The following is a 13,941-nucleotide window of genomic DNA, read 5'->3' as shown; positions in this document are numbered from 1 at the left end:
CCGCCGGTACCGAGCCATTCGGCTCGGTACCGGCGGCGTGTGTGTCGACGCGGGACCGACGAGCTATCGGTCCTACCGCCCACCCCCGCCGACCCCGACCACTCCCGACCCGTGCAACGCCGAGCGCGCCTCCCACAGTTCGGGAAACGGCACCGCCAGCCGCCGGGCCAGGAAGTCCGCGCCCGTGGTGCGACCGGTACCCGGCCGGGCGCCGATCTGTCGCACCACCACCTCGACATGCGCCAATTGGCAACGGCGCACCGCCTGGGACAGGTCCACCAGACCCTCGGCCAGCAGATACGGCAAGCCGGACTGCGGCGCCCGCCGATACACCTCGGCCACGGTCAGATCCCGCTCGGCCAGAGCGCCCAGAAACTCGCGAAACAGCGCGCTCTCCGCGCCGTACAGCCCCAACGCCCGGTAGAGCGCGTGGAACTGCGCCGACTGGGCCCCGCTGGCCCGCCCGAGCGCGCCGCGAAAGCGGGCGAAGGAGGACACGGTCAGCCGCTCCAGCACGGTGAAGTGCTCGGCGATCATGGCCAGCACGTGTGTGGTGCGCCGGACCTGCTCCAAACACAGGTGCAGATCGCGCGGCCGGGAGCCGATCGCGTCGGCCGCCAACTCCAGGTCGAGGAGTGCCTGTTTGAGCCACAACTCGCAACTCTGGTGCGCGACGATGAAGAAGTGCTCGGCGGCGTGCGTACACCGGTCGCTCTCCGCCGTGGTCGGGGCCTGTGCGCCCAGGATCGTCGACAGGCGCAGATACCCGTCGTAGGTGGGCCCGGCGGCGCCGTCGGCTGCGCTCGTGTTCGGGTGCGGGGCGGACGTACGGGCCGCGGAGCCGTTCACTCCCGACCGCCCGACGCCGTGGTGAGCAGCCGTTCGACGCCGGCCCGCAGCAGCTCGCCGTCGCCGCAGAAGGCGATCCGCAACAACCCGTGTGAGCGCGGCGACTGCCCCAGGCCGGTCACCCGGCAGTGCGCGTCGATGATCGGGCGCAGCGCGAAACCCCGGCCCGGCGCCACCGCCGTACCATGCTCGGCGAGCAACTCGGCCGCGAACACATCCGCGTCCAGGCCCACCGAGGCCAGGTCCAACAGCGCGTACCAACCGCCCGGCGGGACGCGGCCCAGCAGGCCCGCCGCCACCAGGTCCGGCAGCGCCCGATCCCGATTCGCCCGCACCGTCTCGCGGTTGCGCGCCGCCGCGCCGGGGGCGCCGAGCGCGGCGAGTCCCGCGTACTGCACGGGAGTCGGCGGAGCCACGATGCTCGCTTCCTGCACCACCCGCAGCGCGCTCGCCGCGCGCTCGTTCGGCACGGCGATGTAGCCGAGCCGGTAGCCCGTCATCGCGTAGCTCTTGGAGAAGCTGAACGCCGAGTGCACCAGGCGCTCCCGCTCCGGCACGTCCCGCTCCAGCGCGGCCATGGACACGTGCGTGCCCTCGAACACGAAGTGCTCGTACGCCTCGTCGCTGATGATCCGCCAGCGCCGCCGCCGGGCGAGGTCCAACACCGCCCGCAGGAAAGGCTCGTCGAGCACCACACCGGCGGGGTTGGAGGGCGTGTTCAGCAGGATCAGCCGAGTGTCCGCACCGCCCGCGTCGGCCAGCGAGTCCGCGTCGGGCCTAAAGTCCCGGTCCAGCGGGTAGAACCTCGGCCGCAACCCGGCCAGCAGGGCCTGTTGGAGATGGATCGGCCAGTGGATCTCCGGCAACAGGATCTCGTCGCCGGGATCGGCCATCGACTGCATCAACGCCGCGAGCCCCTGACACGACCCGGGGGAGACGAACACCCGGTCCGGAGCGGTGTGATGGCCGTTCTCGGTGGCCAACTTGGCGGCCAGCGCCTCGCGCAGCTCGATCATGCCCTCCGCCGAGGTGTACGCGGCGCGCCCGTCGCGCGCCGCCGCGCCCAGCGCCTCGACCGCCGCGGCCGGGGGCGCGAACGCCGGCTCGCCCACGTGCAATCGGATCGCGGCGCGGCGGTGCGTGCGCTCCCACACCTCTGCCGAGCGGAACACGTCGTGCAGACACGACGGCGGGATGGACGCCGCGCGGGAGACGGCCAAGGGTGCCGCGCTCGTCTCGAAGGTCGACATGAGGACTCTCTTTCCGCTGGTACGCGTGGGTGCGACGGGTGCCGGACGGCTTCGCGAGGCGCGCCACCCGGCGGTGGCGGCGCCGCAGGTCGTCGAGAGCCGCCACCGACACGGCCCGAGGGTTCCGGGCCGGGGCGGGGACGGATCCGAAGGCGCGTCAGCGCCGCGGTCGGGGCGCGAACTCGTAGAGGTAGAAGCTCTGCAGGTCCGGCGGCCGGTTGCCGATGACGTTGGTCGACAGCGGCCGGAACCCGTTGAGTTCCAGGTCGCGGCGCACGATCAGCGGGGAGAGCTTGTGCTCCTCGTCGAACGATGTGGTCAGGTCGTCGCGGGTGATCTGCAACTCGGCCAGCACCACGGTCCAGTTGTCCTTGGCCATCGCGTAGTCGACGACGAACTTGTACCAGTGCCACAGCGCGCGCCGGCGTTTGGCCTCCAGGTCGCGCGACCACTGTGGGACGACGCCGTCGGCCCGGTACGCGGCCACCTCGCGGTGCGAGGTCAGCACCAGGCCGTCGGCCAGGTGGATCACCTCGGCGGTGGTCACCCGGGCCGCGTCGTTGTCGTCGCAGTACTCCGGGCAGAACTCGTCGCCGATGATCAGCACACCGTCGTCGACGAGCAGCGTGCGCACATGGTCGAGGTAGGTGTTCGGCAGGTGGTGGTGCGAGCCCCAGGAGATGACCACGTCCAGCGGCTCCTTCCACTCCTGGAACGGCCGGTCGAAGACCTCGCCGCCGGCGAAGTCGGCGAGCCGCGAGCGGGCCTGGGCGATCAACCGGGGCTCGACCTCGTTGGCGATCACCCGGTGTCCCGGAAGGCTGTGCGCCAACATCGCCGAGACCACGCCGGACCCGGAGCCGACGTCCATCACCGTCAGCGGGCGGCCCAGGGTCTGCGCCCGGCGGCGGACCAGGTCCACGATCAACCGGTCGCCGTCGGTGATGTCGGGGTGGCCGTGGCGCATCGTGTCGCCGATGTCGATGTCGGCGAACTCGGGTCGTCCGTATACGGTCGTGGCGTCTTCGGTGGTGGTCACGGTCTCTCCTCCTGCGATGTCGATGAGGTGTGGTCCGTGGTGGCCCTGGCCCGCGCCGGGCCGCGGTCCGGCGCGGGTCGGGCGCGCGGCGCCCCGGGGTCCGGCGACCGGGGGACGCCGTGCGAAGCCCGCCCTACGCGGTGCGTCCGCCGTCGACCGGCAGCAGTACGCCGGTGATCCACCCGGACCGCTCGGCGTCCAGCAGCGCGCACACCCAGTGGGCGACCTCGTCGGGCGTCCCGAAACGGCCCATCGGGGTGCCGGCGAGCAGGCCCGCCCGCAACGCCGCCGTCGCCGGCTCGTCCAGGCCGAGGTCGTCGTACATCGGGGTCTCCACCGGCCCGGGCAGGACCGCGTTCACCCGTACGTCCGGCGCCAACTCGTGGGCCAGCGAACGGGTCAGGCTGTTCAGCGCCGCCTTGCTCGCGCCGTAGAGGGAGCGTCCCGGCATGGCCAGGACCCCGCCCACGGACGAGACGTTGACCACGCTGCCCCGGTCCGCGCGCAGCGCCGGCAGACAGGCCCGGATCAGCGCGACCGGGCCGCGTACGTGGGTGTCGAGCATGGTGTCCAGATCCGCGCTCGCGGCATCCTCCAACGGCGCGAAGCGGGCCACGCCGGCGTTGTTGACCAGACCGTCGATCCGGCCCAGCCGTTCGATCGCGGCGCCGACCAGTCGATCCGCGCCGGGCTCGGTGCGTACGTCCCACGGCAGTACGGCGGTTCGCGTGCGCTCGCCGGCGGTGCGCCGGATCAGCGCGGCGGTCTCCTCCAGCGCCCCGACCCGCCGGCCCACCAGGGCAACCGAGGCCCCGGCGCATGCGGCCCGCACCGCGACCGCCGCACCGATCCCGGATCCGGCGCCCGTGACGAGAACCACCTTGCCGGTCAGCGCCATCGAGAGGTCCCACGGGGCCGAATCCACAGTGCCCGTCCACGGTGTCGTAGGTGTCGTCGGTGTCTTGTCCACCGTGGCGTCATGTTCGTCGGTGAAATGCCGCGCCGTCATGATTCTTTCCCGGATGTTTCCCGTCGCGCCGCGCCTTCTCGGCGCCGTCCCGACTACCTTCCGAATTCCTTCGCGGACGTTGACCACGAGGCGCGTCCGAACAATTGTCGAAAAGCCATTCCTTTGGCGGTTCGGCGACGCGGAGCGGAGCGGAAGGCGATGACAACGACGAATATGACGGCGTCCGAAGCGCATCCGACGGAGCGCGACGCGGTGGTATTGCACGAACTGGTCGAGCATCAGGCACTGCGCGATCCGGACGCGATCGCGGTCGTCTCGATCGAGGGGGACACCCTCACCTACGGCGAACTCCACGCCCGAGCATGCGGGTTGACGAGTCGCCTGCGCGCCGCCGGGGTGGGCCACGAGGATCGGGTCGCGGTGACCGTGCCGCGCTCCCCGACGGCGATCGTGGCCCTCCTGGGCGTGTTGGCCGCGGGCGCCGCGTACGTGCCGATCGACCCCGACTTCCCCCTGGAGCGGCAACGCTTCATGGTGCGCGACAGTGCCGTTTCGGCCGTGGTCGCCGAACGCAACGCCGGCGTCCCGGACTTCGTGGACGACGGCGTGCCGGTGCTGTACGCCGACGCCGAGGCGGTCGACGGCGACGCGGCCGCGAACGATCCGCTCGCGGAACTCGCGGCCGGTCGGGTGCGACCCGACCAGGCGGCCTACGTGATCTACACGTCCGGATCCACCGGCGTACCCAAGGGCGTCGTGGTCGAACACGCCGCCGTGGTCGCGCTCGTCCTGGACGAGGAACGCATCGCGGTGCGTCCCGGCCAGTCGGTGGCCCAGTACGCGCCGATGGCGTTCGACGCCTCGACATTCGAGATCTGGGCCGCGCTGTGCCGCGGCGGCCGGGTGGAGATCCTGCGCGGCGGGCCCGTCGCGGTCGAGGACCTGTCGGCCGAACTGGCCAAGCGGCGGCCCGACTGGCTGTTCCTGACCACGGGCCTGTTCCACGTCCTGGCCGACCACGCGCCGCACGCCCTGGAGCCGGTCGGCACGCTGATCACCGGCGGCGACGTGCTGTCCCCGCAGCACATACGAACGGCCGCTGCCGTGGCGGGACTTCGGGTCCTCGCGGCCTATGGGCCCACGGAGACCACGACGTTCGCGTCGCTGCACGCCGCCGATCCGGACGCGCAGTGGGATCGGGTGCCGATCGGCACACCGCTGAGCGGACGCACGATGTACGTACTCGACGAGGACCTGCGCGAGGTCGAGCCCGGCGAGGTCGGCGAGTTGTACGTCGGCGGCGTCGGCGTCGCCCGAGGCTACCTGCGGCGCGCGGCCCTGACCGCGGAGCGGTTCCTGCCCGACCCCTTCCGGGGCGGCCGGGCGAGCCGGATGTATCGCACCGGCGACCTCGCGCGGCGCCGCGAGGACGGCGCGTTCGAGTTCCGCGGTCGTACCGACCGGCAGGTCAAGATCCGCGGCTTCCGGATCGAACCCGGGGAGATCGAGGCCGTGCTCAACGGCCGCCCCGAGGTGGCCGAGGCCGTGGTCGCCGTGTTCGGCACCGAGGCGGACGGAAAGCGCCTGGTCGGCTACGCGGTACCGGCCGGCGACGCCCGGGTCACCGCCTCCACGATGCGCGCGTGGCTGGGCGAGCGCCTGCCCGCGCACATGGTCCCCGGCACCTGCCTGGTCCTGGAGGAGATGCCGCACGACCCCAACGGCAAACCGGACCGGTCCGCGCTCGCGGCACCGTGGACCGCGCGCGAGCGACTGGGCGACCTGCCCGAATACCGGGCGCCGCACAGCGAGGCCGAATCGCTGATGGCCGACGTCTGGGCGGAGGTGCTCGGCCTGGACCGGGTCGGCGTCGACGACAACTTCTACGAACTCGGCGGCGACTCGCTGCTCAGCGTGGACACCATCGAACGCCTGCGCAGGCTCGGCATCGACTGCTCGGCCGGAGCGTTCTTCCGGCACCAGACCATCGCCGAACTGGCCGCGGCCACCGGCGGCGACCGCGACGGCGCCCGCTGATGGAGATCACCGCGCCCCCTCCCGGCCTGCGCGTCCCCTACGCCGACATCGACTTCACCGACCCCGCCGTCTACGAGGAGTGCCAACACGCCAGATGGCGCACGATGCGCGAGGACACGGCGGTGACCAGACACACCGCGCCCGCCGTCGGCGACGTCTTCCGGGGCTTCGCACGGCACGCCGAATGCGACCGCATCGTCAAGGACCACCGCGTCTTCGGATCCGAGGACGGCACCATCCTGGCCTCGGTCGGCGTCGGGGACAGCGCCGGCGGGCGCACCATCACGCTGATGGACCCGCCCCTGCACAGTGACATCCGCCGACCCACGATGCGCACCATCGGTCACGCGGTCGTCCGCAAACACGCCGCCGGAATCCGCGAGCGGGTCCGCACCCTGGCCCGACCCCTGCTCGACGGCGGCGAACACGACTTCGCGAAGCTGATGCGGCTGCTGCCGATGGTGGTCATCGGAGAACTCATGGGCATCCCGGACACGTACTGGGAGACCATCGCCCACTACACCACCGCCAGCATCGCGCCCGACGACCCCGAATACGCCAGCGGCGAGACCACCCACGAGACACTGCGCCGCGCCCACCACGAACTCTTCGCGTGCTTCACCGAGATCATCGAAAGCAAGCGCGCCCACCCGGGTGAGGACCTGATCAGCGCGCTGACCACGCTGGAGACCGAGGGCGCGCCGATGGACGACCTGCGCGTCGCGCTGAACTGCTACAGCTTCCTGCTCGGCGCCAACTCCACCACGCCGCACGTGGCTTCACACACCCTGCTCGCCCTCGCCGAGCGTCCGCACCTGTGGGACGGCGCACTGGCCGACGAGCACAGCACGGCCCTGCTGGTGGAGGAGGGCGCGCGCTGGACGACGCCGACCAATCACCTGGTGCGCCGGGTCCGCGAGGACACCGAGGTGGCCGGGACCACGCTGCGCCGAGGCGAGTGGGTGTGCGCCTGGGTGGCCTCGGCGAACCGCGACGAGAGCGTGTTCGCCGACCCCTACACCTTCGACCCGAGCCGATCGCCCAACCCGCACCTTGCGTTCGGCGGCGGCCCGCACTACTGCATCGGCGCGCCGTCGAGCCGGATGGCCCTGGGGATGCTCTTCGACGAACTGGGCACCGCCCTCGAAGGCGCCGAACCCACCGGAAAGGTCACCCACCTGCGTTCCAACTGGATCAACGGGATCACGTCCATGCCGATGCGTTTCCACCGTCGCGGACGGAACAGCCGGTGAACGGGCGGGCGTTGAACCGGCAGGCGTTGAACGGGACGGCGCCGGTCGCGCGAAGCGTCGGGATCGGCGACGCGGTCGCCGCCACCGAGATGCCCCGACTGGTCCGGCTCGAACACAACCTCTACGCGGCCTGCTTCACCGTGATGAAGCTGCTCCCGGCCCGGCACATCCTGGACACCGCCATCGCACGCGGCGAACTGCGGCCGGGCATGACCGTCGTGGAGACCAGCTCCGGCACCTTCGGACTGGGCCTGGCCATGGTGACCGCGCTGCGCGGCTACCCGCTGGTCCTGGTCAGCGACCCCGTCCTGGACGCGCCGCTGCGGGCCAGGCTCGAAGACCTGGGCGCCCGAGTCGAGATCGTCCCCGAGCCGGCGCCGGTCGGCGGACACCAACGCGCCCGCCTCGACCGACTCGACGAGATCCGCAAGGAGTACGCGCCGGCCTTCGTGCCTTCGCAATACGACAACCCGCTCAACCCCGACGCCTACACGGCGGTCGCCGACCTGGTCCACGAGCGGATCGGACCCGTGGACACCCTGGTGGGCTGTGTCGGCTCCGGCGGCTCGATGTGCGGCACGGCGCACGGACTGCGCCGCCACCGCCCCGAAACCCGCGCGGTGGCCGTGGACACCCACCACAGTGTGCTCTTCGGGCTGCCCGACGGCCCCCGCACGCTGCGCGGGCTCGGCAACAGCCTGATGCCGGGCAACGTCGAGCACGACACCTTCGACGACGTGCATTGGCTGGGCGCCGCCGAGGCGTTCGGCGCGACCGGCCGACTGCACCGCGATCACGCGCTGTTCATGGGGCCCACCAGCGGCGCCGCCCACCTGGTCGCCCGCTGGGAGGCCCGCCGGCACCCGGACCGAACGGTGCTGGCGCTGTTCGCCGACGAGGGGCACCGCTACCAGTCCACCTCGGGCGACCCGCACTGGCTGCGCCGGCACGGGCTGCACCTGACCGTACTGCCCACCGAACCGCACACCGTCACCGACCCCGCCCGGGTGCGCGGCCACTGGGACCGCATGGTGTGGGGGCGCCGCGCCGCCCCGGATGTGGCCCGGCCCCCGCACGAAAGGGCGCCGGTGCGATGACCGCGACCCTGGTCTTGGTGGAGAGCAACACCACCGGCAACGGACGAGCCCTGGTGCGGGCCGCGCGCCGCGAGGGCCTGCGGCCGGTACTGCTGTGCGCGCGACCGGAGCGCTACGCCTACGTGCGCAAGGACGACGTCCCGGTCGTGGTCACCGACACCGGGTCGCTCGACGCGCTCGTGGCGGCGGTCCGAGCCCTGCCCGGCCCGGTGGCGGGCGTGGCCGGCACCTCGGACCACTACATCGAGACGGTCGCCGCACTGGCCGGCCGGCTCGGCCTGCCCGGGGCCGACCCGCAGGCAGTGGCGACCTGTCGCGACAAGGGTCGACAGCGCCGCACCCTGGCGGCGGCCGGGGTGGCCGTACCCGAGGGCGTCACCGTCACCGACGTCTCGCTCCTCGACGACGCGCGACGTCGGCTGGGCCCCGGACCGGTGCTGGTCAAGCCGGTGACCGGCAGCGGCAGCGTGGGCGTGCGCCTGTGTACGGACGCGGACGAACTGCGCCGGCACGCGGCGGCGCTGCTGGGCGCGCCCGTCAACGAACGCGGACTCGCCGTGCCCACCGGGGTGTTGCTCCAGGAGTACGTGGCCGGCCCGGAGTTCTCCGTCGAATCGGTCGGCGGCCGGGTGGTCGGCGTGGTGGCCAAACACCTGGGCGAACTGCCGTATTTCGTGGAGACCGGACACGACTTCCCGGCCGTCGCCGAGCCCGAACTGATCGCCGCGCTGCGCTCGCGCGCCACGGCGGCGGTCACGGCGCTGGGGCTCGCCGACCAACCGACGCATGTCGAACTGCGGGTGGGAGCGAGGGGACCGGTGGTGATCGAGGTCAACCCTCGGCTTGCGGGCGGGCATATTCCCGAACTCGTGCTCGCCGCCCATGGGGTGGACCTGATCGACGCGCTTTTGGCCACGGCGTTGGGTCGGTCGGTGGCGCCGCGTCCGGCGGACCGTGCGGGGGCGGCGGCCGTGCGCTTTCTGCTCGCGCCCGCGAGCGGCGTGTGGGCCGGCGTCGACGGGGTTTCGGAGGCGGCCGGGATGCCGGGTGTGCGGCGGGTCGACATCGATCGGGCGGCCGGATCGATCGTGCGGCACGGTGACTTCCGCGACCGGGTCGGTGCGGTGCTGACCACCGCGCCGGACCCGGAGACGGCGGCGGCGCTGGCCGAACGGGCCCTGCGCAGGCTTACGGCGCGCACGATGGTGGGGGAGGCGGTGCGGTGAGCGCCGGTTTGCCACAGTCCATCGACGACCGGGTACACACGGGCGGCCGCGTCCCGATGCATCCGCGTGTGCGGGCGCTGACCCAACAGCCGGGAGTGGACGCGGCGTTCGCGGGGGCACTCCGGCTCACCACGCAGATCGACCGGGCACATGTGGTGATGCTCGCCGAACGCGGCATCCTGCCGATGGACGCCGCCGCCCGACTGCTCGCCGCCGTGGACGACCTGCGCGCCGAGGACTTCGCGTCACTGCGCGAGCGCCCGGCCCCGCGCGGCTGGTACCTGATGTACGAACTGTTCCTGACGGAGCGACTGGGCCCGGACGTCGGCGGTCAACTGCAACTCGGCCGTTCACGCAACGACCTCACCGCCACGCTCCAGCAACTCCGGCTGCGCGGCCCGTATCTGGACCTGCTGTGGCAGTCGCTGCGCCTGCTCGGCACATTGACCCGCACGGCACGGCAATACGCACGCGTGGTGATGCCCGCCTTCACCCACCACCAGGCCGCCGTGCCGATCACGTACGGCCACTACTTGAGCGGTGTCGCGGTGGCATTGGCGGCCGACATCGACGCGCTGGCCCGCGTCGCCGAGGACCTGGACCGCAGTCCGCTGGGCGCGGGCGGCGTGGGTGGCACCACGGTGCCGATCGACGCCGGCCGCACCGCCACACTGCTCGGCTTCGCCGGGGCACGGGCCAATTCCGTCGAGGCGGTCGCCTCACGCGACGCGGGGTTGCGGCTGCTGGCGGCCGGCGCCGTCCTGGGCGTGCTGCTCGCCCGGGTGGCCACCGACCTGTCGTCGTGGACCACGTCGGACAGCGCGCTGTTGACCGTCCCCGACGAACTGACCAGCGGCAGTTCGATGATGCCGCAAAAGCGCAACGTCTTCGTCCTGGAACACGTCGCCGGCAAGGCGGCGGCCCCGCTCGGCGCGTTCGTCACGGCCGCGACCGCGATGCACAAGACCCCGTTCAGCAACTCCATCGCCGTGCACGCCGAGGGCATGCGCCCGGTCGAGGACGCGGTAGGTCAACTCGCCCAGGCCGCAGAGCTGTTGCGCCTGATCATCGGCGCAGCCCGACCGGACGCCGAGCGCATGAGGGCCTGCGCGGAAGCCGGCTACACGGCGGCGACCGAGGCCGCCAATCGCCTCGCCCTCGACACGGATCTCGGCTTCCGGGCCGCGCACGCCGCCGTCGCCGGGGCGGTCCATACCGCACTGGCCAACGGCGGCGAACCGCTGGCCGACGCATTGGCCCGACTGCCCGACGCGAACGGCCTTACCAGGCCGCCTGCTTCGCCCGACACGGTGGCCGAGAGCGCCGAATACGGCGGTGGCCCCGGCCCCAGGGCGCTCGACGACTGCCTGCGCACGACCCGACACCGCCTCGGCGACCAACTCGCCCTGCTGCGCGCGCTGCGCCACCGCTGGACCGGCTACGAACCCGCCCTGGACGCGGCGGTGGCGGAGGTACGGCGGGCAGGAGCGGCCCATGTCGACACCCGCGGCCGCCCGAATCGCCCGACGCCCCACGACCTCTCGGACCGAAGGAGCACGTGATGACCGGCCAACGCCGTGGCCCGTGGGTGACATCGCCCCGTCCGCGCCCCGACGCCGACCTGCGGCTGTACTGCCTCCCCTACGCGGGCGCGGGTGCCTCCGCCTTCCGCGACTGGCCCGAAGCGCTCGATGTGCTCGGGTCGTTCGAGGTCGCGCCGATCCAATACCCGGGACGCGAGACCCGACTCCGCGAGCCCCCGCACATCGACATCGACGCGATGGCCGCCGCGGTCGCCGCGAGCATCGATCGCCCCTACGCCGTCTTCGGCCACAGCATCGGCGGCCGGCTCGCATTCGAACTGTGTCGCAGGCTGCGCGACCTCGACGCACCACCCCCGGTACGGCTGTTCGCGTCCGGATGCCCGGCCCCCCAGTACCCCCCGACCGCGATCCGCGACTCGGACCTGCCCGACGACGAGTTCATCGCCCGCATCGAAGGCATGGGCAGCCTCCCGGCCGAGGTCGTTGCCGACCCGGAACTACGCGAACTGGTCCTGCCCGTACTGCGCTCCGACTTCGCGATGGTCGACGACTACATCTACCTCGCGCAGCCCCCGTTGCCCCACCCCATCAGTGCGTTCGTGGGCGACGCCGACCCGGAGGCCACCGAGGCGACCGCGGCCGGCTGGCAGGAGCAAACCACCGCCGACTTCGCCCTGCACGTCCTCCCGGGCGACCACTTCTTCCTCCACAGCGCCCGCAGCACCCTCCTGACCACTGTGGCCCGTGAACTGTCCGCCCCGACCACCCTCGAAAGGATCGTGGAGTCATGCCGGACGACGCCATCGCCGTAGTGGCGCTGTGCAAGAGGTACGGCGACGTACACGCGCTGGACGGACTCGATCTGACCGTCGAACAGGGCACGATCCTGGGCCTGTTGGGTCCCAACGGAGCCGGCAAGACCACGGTCGTGCGAATCCTGGCCACGCTCCTGCGCCCCGACTCCGGATCCGTGCACGTATGCGGGGTGGACGCACTGCGCCACCCCGAACAGGTCAGGCCCCGCATCGGCCTCACCGGCCAGTACGCGGCGGTCGACGAAAAACTCACCGGCTACGAAAACCTGCGCATGCTCGGCCGCCTCGCCCGCCGCGGTCGCGCCGAATCCCGCACCCGCGCGCACGAACTCCTCGACCAATTCGACCTCGCCGACGCCGCCGAACGCCTGGTCCGCACCTACTCGGGCGGTATGCGCCGCCGGCTCGACCTCGCGGCCAGTCTGATCGCCCGTCCCGAAGTCATCTTCCTCGACGAACCCACCACCGGCCTCGACCCGAGAAGCAGGGAATCGATCTGGCAGGTGATCACCGACCTGTCCGCCGCCGGCACCACGGTCCTTCTGACGACCCAATACCTGGAGGAGGCCGACCACCTCGCGGACACGGTCGCGGTCGTCGAACACGGCACGGTGATCGCACAGGGCACCCCCGACCAACTCAAGGACCGGGTGGGCGGCGAACGACTGGAGATCCACCTCGACAACCCCGCCACCCACGAACGCGCCGAACAGGCGATCCGCCCGGTCATCCGCGACAGCCCGTGCAACCACGACGGCAAGGGCCGGCTGACGGTGACGACCACCGGCGCGGCACTGCTGATGCCCGACCTGGTCCGCGAGTTGGACGCGGCCAAGGTGACCGTCCTGGACATGGCGGTCCGCCGCCCCACCCTCGACGACGCCTTCTTCGCCCTGACCGACCACCACGAGCCCCCGACTCCCGACGCCGAACACCTCACCGCGGTCACGACCAAGGGGACGGAGCAGCGATGAGCAGCATCTCGCGCGAAAAGTCCGCACCGATCGCGCGCCCCAACCCGGGCACGTCAACGACCCAGGCGGCCCCCGGCGCGGGTACATACGTCCCCAGGGGCGGCATCAAGTGGTGGCTCTCCGACGCCGGGGAAATGGCGCTTCGCAACCTCAAACACCTCCACCGCACCCCCGATCTGCTGATGTACGCGCTCATCCAGCCGGTGATGTTCATCCTGCTGTTCCGCTACGTCCTGGGCGGCGCGATCGAGGTCCCGGGCGGCGACTACGGTCAGTTCCTGCTTCCCGGCATCTTCGTGCAAATGGTGCTGTTCGGGTCGGTCGCGGGCACCGCCGTCGGACTCGCCGACGACATGAACAAGGGCATCATGGACCGCTTCCGCTCGATGCCGGTGAGCCGATCCGCGGTCCTGGCCGGCCGCACGTTCTCCGAACTGGCCCGCACCCTGGTGGCCGTGGTCGTGATGGTCGCCGTCGGTCTTGCGGTCGGCTTCCGCTTCGAAGGCGAACCCCTGCCCATGGCGGGCGCCTTCCTCCTCCTTTTCGCCTTCGGCTATGCCTTCTCGTGGTTGGCCGCCCTCATCGGCATGGCGGTATCCAGCCCGGAAGCCGCCCAAGCGGGCGGCACGGCCTGGCTGTTCCCGTTCACCTTCATCAGCTCGATCTTCGTCCCGGTTTCCACGATGCCGTCCTGGCTCCGCCCTTACGCCGACCACAGCCCGACAACGGTGGTGGTGGACACCATGCGCGCCTGGTTCAACGGTACCGACGCAGGCTCATCCCCCTGGCAGGCATTGGCCTGGACCCTCGCCATAACCGCCATCTGCGCCCCTTTGGCGATAGCCCGCTACCACAACAAATCCACCTGACCGGCGGGGAGGCGCGTG

Annotated in this window: 12 protein-coding genes; 8 read left to right on the top strand and 4 right to left on the bottom strand. The window is 71.9% G+C overall.

Translation table 11 applies throughout. The features are described 5' to 3' along the window. Positions 1–72: 72 nt before the first annotated feature. From ACFXKZ_RS14785 to ACFXKZ_RS14770, 4 genes are all read right to left on the bottom strand, one after another. A complete protein-coding gene (locus ACFXKZ_RS14785) occupies positions 73–849 on the bottom strand; it encodes a tryptophan 2,3-dioxygenase family protein (RefSeq protein WP_380000265.1) in 777 nt (258 codons plus the stop codon). Then, on the bottom strand, positions 846–2,099 hold the full coding sequence (locus ACFXKZ_RS14780; protein ID WP_380000263.1) for a pyridoxal phosphate-dependent aminotransferase: 1,254 nt from the start codon (positions 2,097–2,099) through the stop codon (positions 846–848). The genes ACFXKZ_RS14785 and ACFXKZ_RS14780 overlap by 4 nt, the downstream gene beginning before the upstream one ends. 157 nt (positions 2,100–2,256) lie before the next feature. After that, complete coding sequence (locus ACFXKZ_RS14775; RefSeq protein ID WP_380000261.1) at positions 2,257–3,138, bottom strand: class I SAM-dependent methyltransferase; 882 nt, start codon at positions 3,136–3,138, stop codon at positions 2,257–2,259. Positions 3,139–3,271: 133 nt separating this feature from the next. Further along, complete coding sequence (locus tag ACFXKZ_RS14770) at positions 3,272–4,147, bottom strand: SDR family NAD(P)-dependent oxidoreductase (protein ID WP_380000259.1); 876 nt, start codon at positions 4,145–4,147, stop codon at positions 3,272–3,274. Between the two features lie 174 nt (positions 4,148–4,321). Here ACFXKZ_RS14770 and ACFXKZ_RS14765 point away from each other — a divergent pair, with 174 nt between their 5' ends. Genes ACFXKZ_RS14765 through ACFXKZ_RS14730 form a run of 8 tightly spaced genes read left to right on the top strand, consistent with a single transcriptional unit; the run spans position 4,322 to position 13,923 of the window. After that, positions 4,322–6,145, top strand: a complete 1,824-nt coding sequence (locus tag ACFXKZ_RS14765) for an amino acid adenylation domain-containing protein (RefSeq protein WP_380000257.1) — start codon at positions 4,322–4,324, stop codon at positions 6,143–6,145. After that, positions 6,145–7,398: a cytochrome P450 gene (locus tag ACFXKZ_RS14760; protein WP_380000255.1), complete on the top strand. Its 1,254-nt coding sequence runs from the start codon at positions 6,145–6,147 to the stop codon at positions 7,396–7,398. Before ACFXKZ_RS14765 ends, ACFXKZ_RS14760 begins: the two co-directional genes overlap by 1 nt. Continuing rightward, positions 7,395–8,495 (top strand): cysteine synthase family protein, encoded by a 1,101-nt coding sequence (locus ACFXKZ_RS14755; RefSeq protein ID WP_380000253.1) that lies wholly within the window; start codon positions 7,395–7,397, stop codon positions 8,493–8,495. Before ACFXKZ_RS14760 ends, ACFXKZ_RS14755 begins: the two co-directional genes overlap by 4 nt. Continuing rightward, positions 8,492–9,721: an ATP-grasp domain-containing protein gene (locus tag ACFXKZ_RS14750; protein WP_380000251.1), complete on the top strand. Its 1,230-nt coding sequence runs from the start codon at positions 8,492–8,494 to the stop codon at positions 9,719–9,721. The genes ACFXKZ_RS14755 and ACFXKZ_RS14750 overlap by 4 nt, the downstream gene beginning before the upstream one ends. Continuing rightward, positions 9,718–11,283, top strand: a complete 1,566-nt coding sequence (locus ACFXKZ_RS14745; RefSeq protein WP_380000249.1) for a lyase family protein — start codon at positions 9,718–9,720, stop codon at positions 11,281–11,283. Before ACFXKZ_RS14750 ends, ACFXKZ_RS14745 begins: the two co-directional genes overlap by 4 nt. After that, a complete protein-coding gene (locus ACFXKZ_RS14740; protein ID WP_380000247.1) occupies positions 11,283–12,077 on the top strand; it encodes a thioesterase II family protein in 795 nt (264 codons plus the stop codon). Before ACFXKZ_RS14745 ends, ACFXKZ_RS14740 begins: the two co-directional genes overlap by 1 nt. Next, positions 12,053–13,054 carry an ATP-binding cassette domain-containing protein gene (locus ACFXKZ_RS14735; RefSeq protein ID WP_380000245.1) on the top strand — a complete coding sequence of 334 codons (1,002 nt, stop codon included), beginning with the start codon at positions 12,053–12,055 and terminating at the stop codon, positions 13,052–13,054. The genes ACFXKZ_RS14740 and ACFXKZ_RS14735 overlap by 25 nt, the downstream gene beginning before the upstream one ends. Then, a complete protein-coding gene (locus tag ACFXKZ_RS14730; protein ID WP_380000243.1) occupies positions 13,051–13,923 on the top strand; it encodes an ABC transporter permease in 873 nt (290 codons plus the stop codon). Before ACFXKZ_RS14735 ends, ACFXKZ_RS14730 begins: the two co-directional genes overlap by 4 nt. Positions 13,924–13,941: the final 18 nt, after the last annotated feature.

The sequence above is a fragment of the Embleya sp. NPDC059237 genome, assembly GCF_042754105.1.
Taxonomy (GTDB): domain Bacteria; phylum Actinomycetota; class Actinomycetes; order Streptomycetales; family Streptomycetaceae; genus Embleya.
The sequence above is the reverse complement of the archived record's forward strand: the minus strand, read 5'-3'. Positions and strand labels throughout refer to the sequence as shown.